The following is a 19,637-nucleotide window of genomic DNA, read 5'->3' on the forward strand; positions in this document are numbered from 1 at the left end:
AGGAGCTCTCCGGATGAACGCCGACGAGATCGATGCCGGCCGGGCCCGCTGGCAGGCCCGGTATGACGCGGCCCGCAAGCGGGACGCCGACTTCACCACCCTGTCCGGCACGCCCGTCGAACCGGTCTACGGACCACCGGCAGGTACCGACCACCCCGGCTTCGAACGGATCGGCTGGCCGGGGGAGTACCCGTACACCCGTGGTCTCTACCCGACCGGCTACCGGGGGCGGACCTGGACCATCCGGCAGTTCGCCGGCTTCGGCAACGCCCAGCAGACCAACGAGCGCTACAAGATGATCCTCGGCGCCGGTGGCGGTGGGCTCTCCGTCGCCTTCGACATGCCGACCCTGATGGGCCGCGACTCCGACGATCCGCAGTCACTCGGCGAGGTCGGGCACTGCGGCGTCGCCATCGACTCGGCCGCCGACATGGAGACCCTCTTCGACGGCATCGGGCTGGCCGGCACCACCACCTCGATGACCATCTCCGGGCCGGCCGTACCGGTCTTCTGCATGTACCTGGTCGCCGCCGAGCGGCAGGGCGCCGATCTGTCCAAACTGGACGGCACGTTGCAGACCGACATCTTCAAGGAGTACATCGCGCAGAAGGAGTGGCTCTTCGAACCCGAGCCGCACCTGCGCCTGATCGGCGACCTGATGGAGTACTGCGCCCGCGAGATCCCGCGCTACAAGCCGCTGTCCGTCTCCGGCTACCACATCCGGGAAGCCGGCTCGACCGCCGCGCAGGAACTCGCGTACACGCTCGCCGACGGCTTCGGCTACGTCGAACTCGGCCTCTCCCGGGGCCTGGACGTCAACACCTTCGCCCCCGGCCTCAGCTTCTTCTTCGACGCCCACCTCGACTTCTTCGAGGAGATCGCCAAGTTCCGGGCCGCCCGCCGGATCTGGGCCCGGTGGCTGCGCGAGGTCTACGGCGCCACCGACGAGCGGGCGCTCTGGCTGCGCTTCCACACCCAGACCGCCGGCGTCTCGCTGACCGCGCAACAGCCGGTCAACAACGTCGTACGGACCGCGGTGGAGGCGCTCGCCGCCGTACTCGGCGGGACCAACTCGCTGCACACCAACGCCCTCGACGAGACCCTGGCGTTGCCGACCGACGAATCGGCCGAGATCGCGCTGCGGACCCAACAGGTGCTGATGGAGGAGATCGGCGTCACCAACGTCGCCGACCCGCTCGGCGGCTCCTGGTACGTCGAGGCGCTGACCGACCGGATCGAGGCCGAGGCGGAGGAGATCTTCGCCCGGATCCGCCAGCTCGGCGGCGACGGGCCACACCGGATCGGCCCGATGACCTCCGGCATCCTGCGCGGCATCGAGGACGGCTGGTTCACCGGCCACATCGCCGAGGCGGCGTTCAGCTACCAGCAGGCCCTGGAGAAGGGCGACAAGAAGATCGTCGGGGTGAACGTACACACCTCGACGACGGCCAAGGAGCTGGAGATCCTGCGCATCTCGCACGAGGTGGAGGTGGAACAGCGCCGGGTGCTCGCCGAGCGCAAGAGCGGCCGGGACACCACGGCCGTCAACGCCGCCCTGGAGCACATGGTCGCCGTCTCCCGGACCACCGGGAACATGATCCCCGCCATGCTCGACGCCGTACGCGCCGAAGCCACCCTCGGTGAGATCTGCGACGCGCTGCGCGCCGAATGGGGCACCTACCAGGAACCCGCCCGCTTCTGACCCGCTCCGGCGCTCCCCGCCGGATTTATTCCCGGTTTTCCGGTGGGGAGCGCTGGCCGGGGTGATGTTCACGGCCGTGGCGGTGGGTCTGGGTTGGGCGTCGCGCGTGCGAGACTAGACAACCATGAGCGACCCACGGATCACCTCGTCGATCTTCACCCGCGGCGCGGTAGACCTCGGCGCGCTGCGCAGCGCCGCCCAGCCGACCGCCCGACCCGCCGGCCAGCCGCCGGCCACCCCGTCCGCACCCGCTGCCGCACCGGCCGGCGGCGCAGGTGGAGGCGGGGTCACCGTCATCGACGTCACCGAGGCGACGTTCCAGGCGGAGGTGCTGGAGCGGTCCCTGACCACGCCAGTGGTGATCGACTTCTGGGCCGAGTGGTGCGAGCCGTGCAAGCAGCTGTCGCCGGTGCTGGAACGGCTGGCGATCGAGGGCGGCGGCGCCTGGGTGCTCGCCAAGATCGACGTGGACACGAATCCGCGCATCGCGCAGATGTTCCGGGTCCAGGGCATCCCGATGGTGTACGCCGTGATCGGCGGCCAGCCCGTGGACGCCTTCTCCGGCGTGGTGCCCGAGTCGCAGTTGCGACAGTGGATCGACGCCGTGCTCAAGGCCGGCGGGGTGGCCGTCGACACGCCCGAGGATCCCCGGCTCGGTGAGGCCGACGAGGCCCTGATCACCGGTGACCTCGACGCGGCCGAACGGGCGTACAAGAAAATCCTTTCGGACGCACCGGCGGACGCGGCGGCGGAAGCCGGTCTGGCCCACGTCGCGCTCGCCCGCCGGGTGACCGGCGTCGACCCGAACGTCGCCATCGCCGACGCCGACGCCAACCCCGACGACGTGCCGGCCCACCTGCTGGCCGCCGACATCGAGGTGCTCAGCGGCCAGGCCGAGCAGGCGTACGCGCGGCTGGTCAACCTCATCCGGCGCAGCTCGGGCGAGGACCGCGAGGGAATCCGGCGCCACCTGCTCTCCCTGTTCACCATCGCCGGCCCGGACGACCCCGCCGTCGCCGGAGCCCGCCGGGCGCTCGCCAGCGCGCTGTTCTGACCCGTCCCGGTCGCCCGGCCGGGGTGTTTCGGGTAACGGTTGACCATGGAGCGTGAAAAGTCTGACGAGGCAAGTGCGAAATGCCTGACCCTGGGTGCGGGAAAAGTGTGATCACATGGGTTCGGAAGGCCTGACCAGGTGAGTACGAGCCGCGTACCGGTCGGGAACGAGGACGGGAGCCCATGATGCGCCGGATCGCCGTCCTCGACGCACCCTCGAACCTGGGCCTGCGCCCGCCCACCGCCACGTCGGTGCCGGGCTGTGCGAAGGCACCGGGGGCGTTGCGGGACCAGGACCTGATCGCCCGGCTCCGGGCCCGTGACGCCGGCTGCCTCACCCCGTCGCGGTACGACCCCGGCGACTGGCGCCCCGGCGACGGGGTCAGCCACGCCGGGGCGATCGGCGCGTACTCGCGGGCGCTCGCCGACCGGATCGGGGCGATCATCGACCGGGGCGAGTTCCCGGTCGTACTCGGCGGCGACTGCTCGATCGTGCTCGGCTCCGCCCTGGCCATGCACCGGCTCGGCGAGGCGGTCGGTGGCCGGATCGGGCTGGTCTACGTCGACGGCCACTCCGACTTCCGGCATCCGGGCAACGCCTCGTACGTCGGTGCCGCCGCCGGTGAGGGCCTGGCCCTGGTCACCGGGCGGGGGCAGCCCGACCTCGCCTCGATCGAGGGCCGCCGACCGTACTTCCGGGACATCGACGTGGTGGTGCTCGGCATCCGGGCCCAGGACGAGTACCGGCTCGACCTACAGGCTGCCGGCATCGTCACCCGGCCGGTCCCGACGCTGCGCGCCGAGGGGGCGGCCCGGACCGCGCAGTGGGCGCACGACCAGCTCGCCGACTGCGCCGGCTACTGGGTGCACATCGACGTGGACGTGCTCGACCCGGCGGTGATGCCGGCGGTCGACGCGCCCGACCCCGGCGGGATCGCCTTCCCCGAGTTGGAACTGCTGCTCGCCGGACTCGTCGACACCCCGCACTGCCTCGGGGTGGAGATCACCGTCTTCGACCCCGACTACGACCAGGACGGCGCGTACGCGGCCGAGATCGTCGCCACCCTGGCCGCCGGTCTGGCACCGGTCGCCGCCCCGGAGACGCCGCCCGCCCGGCTGCTGCCGGCCCAGTCGTCGGCTTCCACCCGTGGCGGCCTGCGTCCGGTCCGCGCAACCGCCCCGGGTACGCCCTCGGGCTCCCGTACCCCGGCCGGTACGTCAGCCGGCCCGCGTACCTCGGCCAGCGCCTTCGGACCGGTCACCGCACTCGGTACGGACATCGTCAACACCGGTACGGAACGCCACTCGGCCCGCCCCGCCAAGTCCCCGAACACCCTGCGCCGTGGCCTGTCGTCGGTCGCCGGGATGGGCGTCGACGACTCACCGGCCCAGGCCGGCCAACTCGACCCCTCGACCCACCCCGAGCAGCAGCCGGCCGAACCCACCCTGCTCGCCGGCCCCACCCTGCTCGCCGATTCCGGCCCGTTCGCCGATTCCGGCCCGGCCCTGCTCGCCGATTCCGGCCTGCTCGCCGATTCCGGCCCGGCCCTGCTCGCCGATTCCGGCCTGCTCGCCGATTCCGGCCTGCTCGCCGATTCCGGCCTGCTCGCCGATTCCGGCCTGCTCGCCGATTCCGGCCCGTTCGCCGATCCCGGCCCGACCGAGCCGGCCTCCGACACCGGCGCCGGGGCGGCCGTGACGGTCGAACCCGATCCAACGGTCGGGGCCCGTTCGAGCCGGCCTGCCGCTGTCGCCGGGCCTGCCGCTGTCTCCGGGCGTGCCGTGACCGTCGAGGCCGGTCCCGTGATCGAAACCGGTCCGGTCGCCGGCTCGGGTTCGGCCGTCGAGCCGCCCCCGGTGAGCGAGCCGTCCCCGGCTGTCGAGCCGGCCCCCGTCATCGAGGCGCCGGTCGCCCCCGAACCGGTTGCCCGGCCGTCCGGGACGCCTCGCCCCACCGGCCTGCCCAGCGACCCGCCCGGCGATCGGGAGCCACGGCGCGATGGTGCCGGTCGAGCCAGGTCGCGGCTCAACCGGGACGCGGCGCGGACAGTCGCCCCCACGCCGCCGGAACCCCGGGCACCGGAGCCGGTCGGCCCCCCACCCTCCGCCGGACCGGGCCGCCTACGCCCCAGCCCCCCACCCGAACCCCCACCCCCCAGCACCCCCAAACCCGCCTGACCGCTTTCCCCTCCCCGCGCTTTCCCCCGCCGCCGCGCCCTCTCCGCCCTCCGAACGCCACTGATACAGAGAATGAGTGGTTATCCCGGCTCGGATAACCACTCATTCTCTGTATCAGTGCTCTGCTGTGGCCCGCGTAAGCGGGGCACGGGGGAGAGGAGGAGGGGTTAGCGGGGGGTTAGGGTGCGGAGGAAGCGTTCGGCGATGGGGACGGCGGTTTCGGCGCTGCCGCCGCCCTTTTCGACGAAGACCGCGAACGCGACGTCACCCTGCCACCCGACGAACCAGGCGTGCGTGTTGGCCGGGTTGTCGTCGTACTCCGCGGTTCCGGTCTTGCCGTGGACCGGTCCGCCGGGGACATCCTTCAGTGCGGTCGCGCTGCCGGCGGTGACCACCTCGCGCATCATCGTCCGCAGCGGCTCGACCGAGCTCGCCTTGAGCTGCGGGCCGGCGGGCGCCGGTGCGCCGGGGGCGGGGTCGAGGACCAGCTTCGGCTGCTGCCACTGGCCCTTGGCGACGGCGGCGGTGGCGGCGGCCATCGCGATCGGGCTGACCAGGTTGGTGCCCTGACCGAAGGTGGCGGCGGCCCGTTCGGCGGCCGAACCGCCGGTGGAGATCTTGCCGGTGAACGCCTCGACGCCCAGCTCCCACTTGGCTTCGAGACCGAGGCTGCGGCCCGCCTCGGCCAGCCCGGTGTCGCCGAGCTTCGGCGCCAGGGCGGCGAACGCAGTGTTGCAGGACTTGGCGAAGTCGGTCCGGAACGGCACCCTGCCCAGCTCGAAGTTGTCCGAGTTCTTGAACGGGCGCCCGTCCACGGTGAAGTTCTTCGGGCAGTCGACCGGGCCGTCGAGGGTGACCGCGTTCAGGTCGAGCAGGCCCAGCGTGCTGATCATCTTGAAGGTCGAGCCGGGCGGCACCTGGGCGGTCAGGGCCAGGTTCTCGGTGCCGCCACCGGGGCCGTTGGCGGCGGCGAGGACCGAGCCGTCGCTGATCCTGATCGCGACCAGGGCGGTACGGTGCGGATCGGCGCCGAGCGCGGCGTCGGCGGCGTTCTGGGTCTTGACGTCGAGCGTGGTCTTCAGCGGCGTACCGGGCTTCGGGTCGATCCGGAACAGTTCCTGGTCGGTCGGCGCGATCTCACCGGCCGCGTTGCGCCGGCTGATCACCACGGTGCCGCCGGGAGTCCCACGCAGCGGCTTCTCGTACCGGCCCTGGAGGCCGCCGTGGCCGACCAGGTCGCCTTCGGCGTACACGCCGGGGTTGGCGTCGAGGTCGTCCTTGAGGGCCGGGTCGACCGAGCCGAGCAGGGCGCGGGCGAATTCGCGGGTGGGGGCCAAATCGCGCTGCTCCTCCCGGAACTTCGTCCCCGGCAGGTCGTAGATGCGCGATTTGATCTGCTGGTACGCCTCTTTCCGCAGGCTGACCACGTCGACGAAGGCGTCCGGTTTCGCGGCCGTCATCCGGGCCGGCAGGTCGGCCAGGTCGATCGGCGGGCTGATCGCCGGCCGGATCGCCTTGAACGCCGCGTCCAGGTCCCTGACCAGGGCCGGTACGTCGGGCACCTCGCTCGGCTGCACGCCCACGACCACGACCGACCGGGCCGCGACGATCGGCTGGCCGGCACCGTCGAGGATCTGTCCGCGCGGTGCGGCGACCCGGCGTACGGTCAGCGAGTCCCCGGCGGTCAGCTTCTCCTGCGCCACCCTCGGTTCCCAGATGATCCGCCACCGGTCCTCGGTGTCACGCTTGAGCCGCACGGTGGACGGGTACGCCCAGTGGGTGCCGCCGGGCAGAGTCCAGTCGATCGTCAGGTTCGCCGTCGCAGCGTCCTCACGGACCTGCGCGTCGCCGTCGCGGCGTAGCTTCGCGGTCAGCTCGCCGGAGAGCAACTTGATCTCCTCGACCACCTTGGCCCCGGTGATGCCCTGGCCCTGCGTGTCGACGAAGCGGAGCTGGTCGAGTTTGCCCTCCTGCCATCCGCGCAGGAAGGCGTCCACGGTCTGTTCCGGCGACTCCGTCTGGGAGCAGGCGGTCAGTACTCCGGCGACCAGGCCCAGTCCGGCGAGCGCGGCGATGACCGTTCGACTCCGCTTGACGGAGGATGCACGCGTGTGGCGTTCGTACGGGCGCATGTGGCGGCAGCCACCTTTCGGTCGTTCGTCCCCGATTCGATCCCTGACGGTAGTACGCCTGTGCTGCTGGTGGCGGTTGCGTACGGGGTTCGACGGGAACCGAGATCCAGGTGTGATGACCTGCTGAGTGGGGGTACTCAGGTACACCCGTGCTCCGTACCCGCATCGGGTGAACGGGGAGTGAGGGCGAAGTCGCGATCCGGACGCGCGGTGCGTCAGTCCGCCGATCAAGGTCTGAAGCGGCGGAGGCATACTGGGCGGAGAGTGACCCACAACGCGGTGGGTCGAGGGGAGTGGCACCGATGGACCGGCGTCCGGCGATTAAGTTTCCGGAGTCCGATCTCCGGCAGGTCGATACCGGCCGGGACGACAACTTCGATCCGGTGATCGACGACGACGGCCACGGCCCTCGCGTCGAGGGCGGGGTCACGGGTGCCAGCGTCGACACCCTCTACGATCTCGGTCTGCCACCGGACGCGTTGACGGACGACGTCGAGGACGCCGATCTGGACGAACCGGTTCCGAACGCCGAGCGGCTCGTCGCCCAGGCGGTGTCGCTGGCCGGAGACGATCATGACGCGGCCACCCTGGTCGACCGGTTCTGGCGGTTCGCGCCGGACGAGGAGCTGATCGGGTTCACCGCCGCGGAGATGCTCGCCGCCGCCCAGGCGCACCGTGACCTGGCTCAGCAGCGGGTGCCGGGCGAGCTGAAGCTGCGGATCCACGAACCGGCCCCGGAGCAGCAGCACACGGTGATCGAGATCGTCACCGACGACATGCCGTTCCTGGTCGACTCGGTGACCGCCCTGCTCACCGCCCAGCACCTCGACCTGCACATGCTGGTGCACCCGCTGGTGGTCGTACGCCGGGAGCCGCTCGGTCGGCTGGCCGAGGTCGCCGCCGACGTGGAGCCGGACGACGCGATCGACGGCGACGTGGTCGAGAGCTGGATGCGGATCGAGATCGACCCGGTCCGGGACGCCGCAGAGCGGGACAAACTTCGCAGCGAGTTGCAGCGGGTGCTGACCGACGTCCGCGAGGCGGTGGAAGACTGGCCCAAGATGCGCCAGCGGGCCCTCGCGCTCGCCGACGAGCTGGCCGCCGCCCGTACGTCGGAGACCCGGCCGCCGGTGCCGGAGAAGGACATCACCGACTCGGTGGAGCTGCTGCGCTGGCTGGCGCACGAGCACTTCACCTTCCTCGGCTACCGGGAGTACCGGCTGGTCGACACGGACGGCACCGACGCCGACGGGGCCGAGCAGGCGCTGGAGGCGGTGCTCGGCACCGGTCTGGGCATCCTGCGACAGGACTCCACCGCGCCGAGGGTGCTCGCCTCGATGACGCCGGAGGCGCACGACAAGGTGCTGGAGAAGCGCCTGCTGATCATCACGAAGGCGAACTCGCGGGCCACCGTGCACCGGTCGGCGTACCTCGACTACATCGGCTTCAAGATCTTCAACGACGCGGGTGAGGTGGTCGGCGAGCGCCGGTTCCTCGGCCTCTTCTCCACCTCCGCCTACCGGACCAGCGTCCGGGAGCTGCCGGTGGTCCGCCGCAAGGTCGCCGAGGTGCTCGACCGCTCCGGGCTGAGCCCGCGCAGCCACTCCGGCAAGGACCTGCTCCAGATCCTGGAGACGTACCCGCGCGACGAGCTGTTCCAGATCAAGACCGACGACCTCTACCACGCGGTGATCGGCGTACTGCGGATGGCGGGTCGCCGGCAACTGCGGCTCTTCCTGCGCCGCGACGGCTACGGCCGGTTCATCTCCTGCCTGATCTACCTGCCCCGGGACCGGTTCACCACCCAGAACCGGCTGCGGATGCAGGAGATCCTGCTGCGCGAGCTGAACGGCATCGGGGTCGACTACACCACCCGGGTCACCGAGTCGATGCTCGCCCGGGTGCACTTCATCGTGCGTACCGATCCGTCGAACCCGCCCGGCGGGGTCGACGCCGACCTGCTCGCCGAACGGCTCGCCGACGCCACCCGGCTCTGGGACGACGACTACCGCCTCGTGCTCGAACGCAAGCTCGGTGACGAGCAGGCCAAGCGCCTGTTCAGCCGGTACACCGACGCCTTCCCCGAGGGCTACAAGGACGACCACACGCCGTACGAGGCGATGAAGGACCTGGCCAAGCTCGAACTGCTGGAGGAACCCGGCCAACTGGCCATGCACATGTTCCGCAAGCAGCGCTCGCCCCGGCCGGGCAGTGCAGCCGTCCCCTCCGACGACGAGTTGGAGGTCAGGTTCAAGGTCTACCGGTACGGCGAGCCGATGGTGCTCTCCGCCGTCCTGCCCGTCCTGCACTCGCTGGGGGTCAGCGTCGTCGACGAACACCCGTACGAGGTCGACCGGGTCGACGGCCGGATCTACCTGTACGACTTCGGCCTGCACCTCCAGGACGGCGCCCGCGACCTGGCCGAGGTACGCCCGCACGTGGAGAACGCCTTCTCCGCCACCTGGCGCGGCGAGGCCGAGGTGGACGGCTTCAACGAGCTGGTCCTGCGCGGCGGCCTCACCTGGCGGCAGGTGGTGGTGCTGCGCGCGTACGCCAAGTACCTGCGCCAGGCCGGCACCGTCTTCTCCCAGGAGTACATGGAGTCGACGTTCATCGCGTACCCGGAGATCGCCAGCCTGCTGGTGCAGCTCTTCGAGGTCCGGTTCTCGCCCACCGCACAGCTCGACGCGAGCCAGCGCGAGGTGCAGAGCAAGCAGCTGGTCGAGAGCATCGGCGAGGCGCTGGACGAGGTCACCAGCATCGACCAGGACCGGATCCTGCGCTCGTACCTGACGCTGATCCAGGCCACCCTGCGGACCAGCTTCTACCAGCGGGCCACCGACGGGCGACCGAAGGCGTACGTCGCCTTCAAGCTCGACCCGCAGGCGATCCCGGAGCTGCCGGCACCCCGCCCGAAGTACGAGATATTCGTCTACTCGCCCCGGTTCGAGGGCGTGCACCTGCGGTTCGGGCCGGTGGCCCGGGGCGGGTTGCGCTGGTCCGACCGGCGCGAGGACTTCCGTACCGAGGTGCTGGGCCTGGTCAAGGCGCAGATGGTGAAGAACGCCGTGATCGTGCCGGTCGGCGCCAAGGGCGGCTTCGTCCTGAAGCAGAAGCCGGGCGACCGGGACGAGGCCGTCATCTGCTACAAGGAGTTCATCTCCGCCCTGCTCGACGTCACCGACAACCTGGTCGGCGGGCAGATCGTGCCGCCGCGCGAGGTGGTCCGGCACGACGGCGACGACCCGTACCTGGTGGTCGCGGCGGACAAGGGCACCGCCACCTTCTCCGACATCGCCAACGAGATCTCGCTGTCGCACGGCTTCTGGCTGGCCGACGCGTTCGCCTCCGGCGGCTCCGCCGGCTACGACCACAAGAAGATGGGTATCACCGCGCGCGGTGCCTGGGAGTCGGTCAAGCGGCACTTCCGCGACATGGGCATCGACACCCAGACCCAGGACTTCACCGTCACCGGTGTCGGTGACATGTCCGGCGACGTGTTCGGTAACGGGATGCTGCTCTCCGAGCACATCAAGCTGGTGGCCGCGTTCGACCACCGGCACATCATCCTGGACCCGGACCCGGACCCGGCGGCCTCGTTCGCCGAACGGCGGCGGCTGTTCGACCTGCCGCGCTCGTCGTGGGAGGACTACGACACCAGCCTGATCTCCGAAGGTGGCGGCATCTTCCCGCGTACGTCGAAGACCATCCCGGTCACGCCGCAGGTCCGGTCGGTGCTCGCCCTCGACGAGGGGATCGACAGCATCTCGCCGCAGGACCTGATGAAGGCGATCCTCGGCGCCCCGGTCGACCTGTTCTGGAACGGCGGCATCGGCACCTACGTCAAGGGCTCCACCGAGTCGAACAGCCAGGTCGGGGACAAGTCCAACGACGCGATCCGGATCGACGGCAAGGCGCTGCGGGCCAAGGTCGTCGGCGAGGGCGGCAACCTCGGTTTCACCCAGCTCGGCCGGATCGAGTACGCCCTGGCCGGCGGTCGGATGTACACCGACTTCATCGACAACGCGGCCGGGGTGGACACCTCCGACCACGAGGTCAACATCAAGATCCTGCTCGGTGCCGCGGTCGCCGACGGCGAGCTGACCATGGCCGAGCGCGACGAACTGCTCGCCGAGATGACCGACGAGATCGCCGAGCACGTGCTCCGGGACAACTACGACCAGGCCCGCGCCATCGGCAACGCCCAGGCCCAGGCCGCGTCGCTGCTCCCGGTGCACCGCCGCATGATCAGCGACCTGGAGAAGTCCGGTGCGCTCAACCGCGAGCTGGAGGCGCTGCCGCCCGACGAGGAACTGGCCGTACGCACCGAGAACGGGCTGACCGCGCCCGAGTTCGCGGTACTGCTCGCGTACGTCAAGATCGTGCTGGAGCGGGAGATCCTGGCCGACGGCCTGCCGGACGAGCCGTGGACCACCGAGGTGTTGGAGGGATACTTCCCGACCCCGCTGCGGGAACGGTTCGCCAACCGGATGGCCGACCACCGGCTGCACCGGGACATCGTCACCACCGTGCTCGTCAACGAGGCCATCAACCGTGGCGGCATCTCGTTCATCTACCGGGTGGTGGAGGAGACCGCCGCCTCCGCCGCCGACGTGATCCGGGCGTACGTGGTGGTCCGCGACGTGTTCCGGCTGCGCGACATCTGGGCCGCCGTCGAGGACCTCGACAACAAGGTCCCGACCGAGGTGCAGACCGGCGTCTACCTGGACACCCGGCGACTGCTCGACCGGGCGGTGCGCTGGCTGGTCACCAACCGGCGTTCGCCGATCGACGTACCCGCCGAGATCGCCCGACTGCGCGACGGCGTCTCCCGGCTGCTGCCGGAACTGGACCAGCTCTTCTGTGGCACCGAGCGGCAGGCGCTCATCGCGCACATCGACCTGCTCATGTCGCGCGGGCTGGAACGGGACCTGGCCACGCAGGTCACCCGGCTGATGTACAGCTTCGGCCTGCTCGACGTGGTGGAGACCGCCGCGACCAACGGGCGGGACGTGGGCGAGGTGGCCTCGGTCTACTTCGTTCTCTCCGACAGGTTCCGGGTCGACGCCCTGCTGTCGAAGATCTCGCTGCTGCCACGGGAGGACCGCTGGCAGACCCTGGCCCGGATGGCGCTCCGCTACGACCTGTACGCGGCACTCGCCGCGCTCACCGCCGAGGTGCTCCACTCGACCGACGACTCGGTCCCGGCCGACCAGCGGGTACGCCAGTGGGAGGAGTCGAACGCGACCTCCATCCACCGGGCGCACAAGGCCATGGGCGAGTTCGACGAGTCACGCTCGGACCTGGCCGCTCTCTCCGTACTCCTGCGCCAGATCCGTACTCTCGTCCGCACCTCCGCCGCCACCAACTAACCGCGGCACACAGATCGCGCACATGTAGAGAATGAGTGGCTATCCGAGGCGGGATAGCCACTCATTCTCTACATGAGGCGCGTCGGGGTGGAGACTATCGCTGGTCGAAGATCCGGTTACTCGATCCTAGGTGCAGGAAGACCGTCTCGCCGGTGGCGTCCTGGACGGCGTCGTTGTCGGTGATCGCGTAGACCTGACCGTCGCCGGCAACGGTCAGACCCTCAAGCTTCTCCTGGGTCCAGCCGTTCGTCGCCCGCAGGTCGGGTAGCACGTCGTACGCCAGGGTCTTGGGCAGGACCCGCAGCGGACCCGGCGCCGCGGCGGCGCGCGGCAGGTCCACGGTGTAGACCCGCTTGATCCTGGCGGCCGGTCCGTTGAGCTTGTCCCGCTCGATCACCGCGAGCTTGTCTCCGACCACGGTGATCTCGGAGAGGCCGATCCAGTCACCGGGTGTGCTGGTGCCGGCCAGCCGGTAGCCGAACCAGCTCCAGGTGCCGGCCGACACGTCGTAGCGGCCGAGCCGGACCGTGCCGGCCGGGTCGGTGGCGACCTCGCGTTGCAGGGCTGCCCAGAGCACCTCGCGACCGCGCGAGTCGGTGGTCGCGGTGACGCCCTCGAAGCCCTGCTTGGCCAGGCCGCCGGCGACCTCCGCCGGCAACTCCACCACCTGCTGCGTGACGCCGTTGCGGCCGAGCCGGACCAGCTTGTTGCCGGCACCGGTGGTGCCCTCGACGGCGAGCCAGAAGCCGCCCTGCGGGCGGGCGAAGATGCCCTCCGCGTCGTAGCCGACCGGCTGACCGGCGGCGTCCGAGACGGTCAGCGCGGCGGTGATGACGGCCGGCGTACGGGTCGGGTCGACGGTGAGGATCCGGGTCGGCGTGTACGCGGCGTCGGTGACGCTGTAGAGCAGGTGCGACCTACCCGGTACGGCAGACAGCGCGCCGAGCGCACCCCAGCCGATCGGTGCCTTCGCCTTGTCGGCGGAGACGATCGTCGGGAAGGCCGGCTTGCCCTTGCCGAGTTGGTACACGGTCACCGAGGCACGTACGCCGACCTCGGCGTCGTCCTCCTCGCTGGAGACCGCGAGCAGGTTCCGCCCCGGGATCGGCAGCAGCCCCTCGGGACCGTTGGTGGCCGGCAGCACCTGCTTGAAGACCGGCTTGGTCGGCCGGCTGACGTCGTAGACGGCGACGAAGTTGCTCCGTTCCGAGCCGACGAAGGCGTAGCGGACGCCGTCGTACTCGGCGATCGCGACGCCCTCCGGCTCGGTGCCCTTGTTCTCGGCCCGATCGTCGTTGTGCAGCCCGTAGGTGACGGCGAGCCGCTCGAAGCTGTTGCCAGCATCCCAGGCCACCCGCCCGGTACGGCCGTCGAAGACGGTCCAGCCCCGGGTGCCGCCCCGCCAGTCGCCCTCGTTCGCGGTGGCGAGATAGTGGTCGTCGATCCACGCCACGGCGTCGGGCTCGCGCGGGGTGTCGGTGATCGAGCCGGTCAGGTCGATCGTGCCGTCCTCGACCGTGTCGATGCCGCTGACCGAGGCGGTACCAGCGCTGAACACGCGGATGATCCGGCCGGTCGGCAGGTCGACGATGGCGACGCCGTTGTTCTCCTGGAGGGTGACGGCGACCTCGTTCTCGCCGTTGATGGAGACGTACTCCGGTTCCGGGTCGGTCGGCGCGGCGAATCCGGCGCCGACGAACGCGGGCAGCGCCTGCCCGTCGGCGGCGGTGAACGCCACCGGCCGGGTCTGCCAGCGGCTCGGGTTGTTGCCGGTCAGGTCGACGATCTGGAGGAAGCCGGCCGGGGCCTGCGGCAGGTCGCCGTCCTCGCCTCCGGGCGGGGCCACGTCCTCGTCGCGCTCGTTCTCGATCGCGATGGCCGCGTACCGCTTGTCCTTGCTGATCGCGATGGAGTCGGGCTGGCCGCCGAGGTCGAAACTCCGTACCCGCTGCCGGGTCCGCAGCGAGATGACGTCCAACCGGCCGGACGGCGCGGTGAAGCTCGGGCTGGTGTTGACCACGACCAGGACGTACTGGCCGACCACGGCGACCGAGGTGGGCTCGTCCTCGGCGTCGCCGAGCTCGCCGAGGGCGAGGGTGCCCAGGCCACGGGGCTTGTCGGGGTTGGTCAGGTCGAGGAAGCCGATTCGCCGGGCCAGCGCGTCGGTGTAGATCAGTGTGCGACCGTCCTCGCTGACCGCCGAGATCTCGGCGACGGTCGGGGTGGCCGGGTCCTCACCAGCGGGCCGGTTCTGGAATACCGGGTAGGTGGCGGTGCGGTCGAACGACAGTGCCTGCCGGTCCGCCTTCTGGTGCGCGGTGGCCGTTCCCGCACCGGTGAGGGTGCTGGCGGCGACGGCCGCGACGGTGAGTGCCGTATATATCTTTCTGGCGGGCATCAATTCTCCGTTGCTGCTCGGGTCCCGGCTTGGAAGGTCGCACGGGCAGACGAGCGGTAACGATCCCACGGGTGAACAGTTGGCAAAGAAGTTGATCCTGGTCGGGCCCCCGTGGGGACCCGACCAGGACCGGGAGGATGCGCGTCGGTGGGTGGCGTGAGTGGCGTTACCGCGCCGGGGTTGTCGTGCCGGTGGCGAACACGATGATGTTGTCCGGATAGCTGCGTTTCTTGCGGTCGAATGTGCCGCCGCAGGTGACCAGTCGCAACCCCGCCTTGTCCGACGGTCCGTAGACCAGATCGGTGGGAAAGGCGGTCTTCGGGTACGACTTGACGCCGTCGACGGTGAACTCGGCGACGCTGCCGTCCCTGCGCGGGACCTGGATCTTGTCGCCGGCCTTGAGCGCGCCGAGTTTGAAGAAGACCGCCGGTCCGGTTTCGTGGGAGTCGACGTGCCCGACGATCACCGCGTTGCCGATCTCGCCGGGGGTCGGGCCGAGCCGGTACCAGCCGGCCAGTTCGGCCTGTGTCAGCGGTGGCACCTCGATCATGCCGGCCTTGTCGACGCCGAGTGACATCAGCTTCGCGTTCACGCCGATCTTCGGGATCGTCACGCCGGTCGGTTCGGAGCGCGTCATTGCGTGTGGTCCTGTCGTCGGTGTCCCGGAGGGGTCGGGGTCCACCGCGGTGAGGTCCGGGTTCGGCTCCAGATCCGGGTTCAGGGCCGGCTCCGGGGCGGCGGGCGTGACCGACGCGGGCGGGTTCGGGCCGAGGTATTCGGGTGCGGCCTCCGCCGCCGGCTGCGGCGGAAGTTCGGCGGTGTGGTTCAGCGAGGCGCCGACGAGTCCGGCGCCGACCAGGGCGAGTACGGCGACGAGGACATAGCCGGCGGCACGCCACGAGCGAACGTGGCGGCCGCCGGCCCGTTTCCTCGAAGCCTCAGGCGAGTGAGTCATCGATCCGACGCCGTCGCATCAACATGACGCCGCCGAGCGCGGCCGCGCCCAGCATCGCGGCGCCGCCGGTCGCGAGACCGTTGTCGCCGGTTCCGCCGTCGCCGCCGTCAACCCAACCCGTGGGTACGACCACCAGGGTCCCGAAGCCGCAGGAGCCCTTCAGCTTGTAGTGCCCGGGTGCGGTGTCGGCCGGGATCTCGGTGGTGGTCCAGTAGGTGTGGGCACCACTCTTCTCGTCCCACTTCGACCCCTCGTCCCACTTGGCGCCGTCCTCTTCCTGCGCGGATCCGTCCTCGGCGGCGGCCGGATCCTCGGCTTCGGCGGGTGCCTCGGTCTTCGGCTCCGCCGCCTTGCTCGGCTCCGCCGCCTTGCTCGGCTCCGCCGCCTTGCTCGGCTCCGCCGCCTTGCTCGGCTCCGCCGCCTTGCTCGGCTCCGCCGCCTTGCTCGGGTCGCCCGCCGCGGCCGGCTCGTCGGCCTTTGCCGGGTCGCCGGCGTCGGGGTGGCCGTTGGCGTGGTCGTCCGGGTTGGCGGCCGGGCCGGCCTCTTCCGGCGCATACTCCTCCGGCGCGTACTCCTCGACCGGTCCCAGGTCGGCGGCGGGTGGTGCCTGCTCGGGCGCGGCGGGGCTGTCGCCCGGAGCCGCCGGTGCCTCCGACGCCTCGGGCGCCGTTGCGGCGAGCGGGCTGTCGGGCGTCACGGGCTCGGCGAGGCCACTGGTCGGTGCGCTCTCGACCGCTCCGTCCGGAGCGCCCGCCTTTTCCTTCTTGCTGCGGTACGCCTTGTACTCCAGGTACTCCTTGTACTTTTTGTACTCCTGGTATTCCTTGTCGAGCTGATAGTCCTCGTTGTCCTTGTATTCCTTGTACTGTTCCGTCTCCCTGTAGCTCTTGAGTTCTTCGCTGTCCGGGAGACTCTGGGCGGTTCCGGCACTCGCGGTTTCGTTCGAGGCCTTTGGGTCCTTCTTGTCGTGTTTGGGCTTCAGTTCCAATTTTCCGGTTGCCTTCGACCAGACCCAGGGGCTCTCCTGTGGCTCCTCGCAGACCTCGACGATGGTCACTTCGTGCCCGGGCTTCGCCCATTGTGGCTTCGCCGAGACATGACCTGTCTCGGCGGCGGTGGGAGGGCCATCCGCCGAGGCGATCCCGGGCGTACCGACGAGCAAAGACGCACCGCCGAGGGCAGCTCCGGCGACTACCTTGCCGAGGAACTTCTTAGACATGGCTTCCGTCACTCCTTCCCCTGTTCACCGTGGCCCGACGACAGTCGAACCATGACCGAGGCTAACTGGTTTGTGAGCTTTCGTCGGATTAATGCGTCTTTTCTTCTATCGCCCCGTACGGGTGATGGCCCGTGCTATCCCGACCATCGGGCGGTACGCGCCCCCTGTTGATGAATCAGAGCCGCCGCGCCGACCGGGCGGGTACGAGCACTTCGGCCGTACTCGCCCCGTTGGCGCACTCGAAGCCGCTCTCCCGTGCAATGTCGGGAACACCCCCGTGCGATTCACGCCCAACCGCCCCGCCATTCCCACCAAGCCCGTTCCCCCCATTCCCTCCACCCTCCACACCCCCCTCCCGTGCCCCCACCCACCCCGCCCCCCTCCCGCCCCCTCCGCCCCCCGCGCCCCCTCGTGGATGTAGGGCAAATGGTGGTGACTGAAGGTCAACAAGCGCGTATTTGCTCTGGATCCACGAAGGGTTGTGGCCTGGATCCGGGGAGGTGGGGGTGGGGGAGAGATTGGTGGATGTCGTTGGGGTGTTGTGGTGGAAGCGCTCCCATGCAAGAATTCATCCACTGTGTAGGGGAGCCACACCGCGCAGTGGACGTCGAGGGCATCCGGTTCTCCGGACGACGTCGTCCCGGCCGAAGGCAACGGCCGGTCACCACCACCGCTCTTTGCTGCCCGTCCGGGTCGGGCATTCGAAGTCCCATGGCGCCTTGTGGACAACCCACCGGTTGAACGTCCGCTCGGTCGCCGCGCGCCGGGTCCCGCCCCCGCGGACCGGCTGGCCCAAGGAGATCAGTCGCATGAATTTACGGAGTAAATTGTCCGGCCGACGCAAAGCGCTGGTGGCGGCGGCCGCGAGCATGTTGGTGGCCGCCGGCCTCGTCACCCTTCCGGTCACGGTGGCCCACGCCGCCACCCAGTGCAGCGTCACGTACGCCACCAACCAGTGGCAGGGCGGCTTCAGCGCCAACCTGACCATCCGGAACATCGGTGACCCGCTCAACGGGTGGACCCTGAGCTTCACCTTCCCCAACAGCAGCCAGCGGGTGCAGCAGGGCTGGTCGGCGACATGGACCCAGTCCGGCAGCCAGGTGACCGCGCAGAGCCTGTCGTGGAACGGATCGCTGGCCAGCGGAGCCTCCACCGGCATCGGCTTCAACGGCGCCTGGAGCGGCAGCAACCCCGCACCGACCTCGTTCAGCATCAACGGGACCGTGTGCAACGGCGGCACGACGCCGACCACCCCGCCGACGACGCCTCCGACGACACCGCCCACCACCCCGCCGACGACGCCTCCGACGACGCCTCCGACGACGCCGCCGACCACCACGCCCCCGACCACTCCGCCGCCGGGCGGACCTCGGGTGGACAACCCGTACGTGGGTGCCACGGGTTACGTGAACCCGGACTGGAAGGCGAGGGCGGACGCCGAGCCGGGCGGTAGCCGGATCTCCAACAACCCGACCGGGGTCTGGATGGACCGGATCGCGGCGATCAACGGCTCCGCCTCCGCCCGTGGCCTGCGCGCCCACCTGGACACCGCGGTGGCGCAGGGCGCCGGCTACATCCAGGTCGTCATCTACAACCTGCCCGGCCGGGACTGCTCCGCGTTGGCGTCCGCCGGTGAGTTGGGGCCGACAGAGCTGGACCGGTACAAGACGGCGTACATCGACCCGATCGCGGCGATCATGGCCGACGCCAAGTACCGCAACCTCCGGATCATCAACATCATCGAGATCGACTCGCTGCCGAACCTGGTCACCAACACCGGCAGCCGGCCCACCGCCGTCCCGGCCTGTGACGTCATGAAGGCGAACGGCAACTACGTCAACGGCGTCGGGTACGCCCTGGCGAAGCTGGGCGCGCTGCCGAACACGTACAACTACATCGACGCCGGGCACCACGGATGGATCGGCTGGGACGACAACTTCGGCCCGTCGGCGACCCTGTTCGCCGAGGCCGCCCGCGCCTCCGGCAGCACGGTCAACAACGTGCACGGCTTCATCGTCAACACCGCCAACTACGGCGCCCTGACCGAGCCGTACTTCAACATCAACAGCACCGTGGGTGGTACGTCGGTGCGGCAGTCCAAGTGGGTCGACTGGAACCGCTACGTGGACGAGCAGTCGTTCGCGCAGGGCTTCCGTACCCAGCTCATCAGCGCCGGGTTCAACTCCAACGTCGGCATGCTGATCGACACCAGCCGTAACGGTTGGGGTGGCTCGGCCCGACCGACCGGCCCGGGTGCGACGACCAACGTGGACACCTTCGTCGACGGCGGCCGGACCGACCGCCGGCTCCACACCGGCAACTGGTGCAACCAGGCGGGTGCTGGTATCGGCGAGCGCCCGCGGGCCGCACCGGCCGCCGGCATCGACGCCTACGTCTGGATCAAGCCCCCGGGCGAGTCCGACGGCGCCAGCCGGGAGATCCCGAACGACGAGGGCAAGGGCTTCGACCGGATGTGCGACCCGACGTACGGCGGCAACGTCCGTAACGGCAACAACCCCAGTGGTGCCCTGCCCGACGCCCCGCTCTCGGGGCAGTGGTTCTCGGCCCAGTTCCAGCAGCTGATGCAGAACGCGTACCCGCCGCTGTGATGGTCGGGTAGGTCAGCTG

General features: G+C 70.2%; 9 protein-coding genes. 5 read left to right on the forward strand and 4 right to left on the reverse strand.

Annotated features, from left to right (window positions below):
- Nucleotides 1–13 precede the first annotated feature (13 nt).
- From ACZ6QQ_RS18690 to ACZ6QQ_RS18700, 3 genes are all read left to right on the forward strand, one after another.
- Nucleotides 14–1,702 carry an acyl-CoA mutase large subunit family protein gene (locus ACZ6QQ_RS18690; RefSeq protein ID WP_465877654.1) on the forward strand — a complete coding sequence of 563 codons (1,689 nt, stop codon included), beginning with the start codon at nt 14–16 and terminating at the stop codon, nt 1,700–1,702.
- Between the two features lie 124 nt (nt 1,703–1,826).
- Nucleotides 1,827–2,756, forward strand: coding sequence for a tetratricopeptide repeat protein (locus ACZ6QQ_RS18695; RefSeq protein WP_465877655.1), 930 nt, complete (start codon nt 1,827–1,829; stop codon nt 2,754–2,756).
- A gap of 182 nt (nt 2,757–2,938) precedes the next feature.
- A complete protein-coding gene (locus ACZ6QQ_RS18700) occupies nt 2,939–4,933 on the forward strand; it encodes an arginase family protein (RefSeq protein WP_465877656.1) in 1,995 nt (664 codons plus the stop codon).
- A 167-nt stretch (nt 4,934–5,100) separates the two neighbouring features.
- Here the strand turns inward: ACZ6QQ_RS18700 and ACZ6QQ_RS18705 are convergent, their stop codons facing one another.
- Nucleotides 5,101–7,065, reverse strand: a complete 1,965-nt coding sequence (locus ACZ6QQ_RS18705; RefSeq protein ID WP_465877657.1) for a penicillin-binding transpeptidase domain-containing protein — start codon at nt 7,063–7,065, stop codon at nt 5,101–5,103.
- Nucleotides 7,066–7,367: 302 nt separating this feature from the next.
- Between ACZ6QQ_RS18705 and ACZ6QQ_RS18710 the strand changes: the two genes are divergently transcribed.
- The gene (locus ACZ6QQ_RS18710) at nt 7,368–12,437 is read left to right on the forward strand and encodes an NAD-glutamate dehydrogenase (protein ID WP_465877658.1); all 5,070 of its coding nucleotides are present in this window, start codon (nt 7,368–7,370) and stop codon (nt 12,435–12,437) included.
- A 94-nt stretch (nt 12,438–12,531) separates the two neighbouring features.
- Here the strand turns inward: ACZ6QQ_RS18710 and ACZ6QQ_RS18715 are convergent, their stop codons facing one another.
- From ACZ6QQ_RS18715 to ACZ6QQ_RS18725, 3 genes are all read right to left on the reverse strand, one after another.
- A complete protein-coding gene (locus ACZ6QQ_RS18715; RefSeq protein WP_465877659.1) occupies nt 12,532–14,835 on the reverse strand; it encodes an esterase-like activity of phytase family protein in 2,304 nt (767 codons plus the stop codon).
- Nucleotides 14,836–15,001: 166 nt separating this feature from the next.
- Complete coding sequence (locus ACZ6QQ_RS18720; RefSeq protein WP_465877660.1) at nt 15,002–15,790, reverse strand: class F sortase; 789 nt, start codon at nt 15,788–15,790, stop codon at nt 15,002–15,004.
- Nucleotides 15,774–16,847, reverse strand: coding sequence for a hypothetical protein (locus ACZ6QQ_RS18725; RefSeq protein ID WP_465877662.1), 1,074 nt, complete (start codon nt 16,845–16,847; stop codon nt 15,774–15,776). The genes ACZ6QQ_RS18720 and ACZ6QQ_RS18725 overlap by 17 nt, the downstream gene beginning before the upstream one ends.
- Before the next feature lie 971 nt (nt 16,848–17,818).
- Here ACZ6QQ_RS18725 and ACZ6QQ_RS18730 point away from each other — a divergent pair.
- Complete coding sequence (locus tag ACZ6QQ_RS18730) at nt 17,819–19,618, forward strand: glycoside hydrolase family 6 protein (RefSeq protein ID WP_465877663.1); 1,800 nt, start codon at nt 17,819–17,821, stop codon at nt 19,616–19,618.
- The last annotated feature ends 19 nt before the right edge of the window (nt 19,619–19,637 follow it).

The sequence above is a fragment of the Micromonospora sp. NPDC049529 genome, from assembly GCF_055586685.1.

Excerpts from the sequence above, each read along its gene's own strand:
- ACZ6QQ_RS18690 (WP_465877654.1), top strand. The coding sequence starts at position 14 with ATGAACGCCGACGAGATCGATGCCGGCCGGGCCCGCTGGCAGGCCCGG.
- ACZ6QQ_RS18695 (WP_465877655.1), top strand. The coding sequence starts at position 1,827 with ATGAGCGACCCACGGATCACCTCGTCGATCTTCACCCGCGGCGCGGTA.
- ACZ6QQ_RS18700 (WP_465877656.1), top strand. The coding sequence starts at position 2,939 with ATGATGCGCCGGATCGCCGTCCTCGACGCACCCTCGAACCTGGGCCTG.
- ACZ6QQ_RS18705 (WP_465877657.1), bottom strand. The coding sequence starts at position 7,065 with ATGCGCCCGTACGAACGCCACACGCGTGCATCCTCCGTCAAGCGGAGT.
- ACZ6QQ_RS18710 (WP_465877658.1), top strand. The coding sequence starts at position 7,368 with ATGGACCGGCGTCCGGCGATTAAGTTTCCGGAGTCCGATCTCCGGCAG.
- ACZ6QQ_RS18715 (WP_465877659.1), bottom strand. The coding sequence starts at position 14,835 with ATGCCCGCCAGAAAGATATATACGGCACTCACCGTCGCGGCCGTCGCC.
- ACZ6QQ_RS18720 (WP_465877660.1), bottom strand. The coding sequence starts at position 15,790 with ATGACTCACTCGCCTGAGGCTTCGAGGAAACGGGCCGGCGGCCGCCAC.
- ACZ6QQ_RS18730 (WP_465877663.1), top strand. The coding sequence starts at position 17,819 with ATGAATTTACGGAGTAAATTGTCCGGCCGACGCAAAGCGCTGGTGGCG.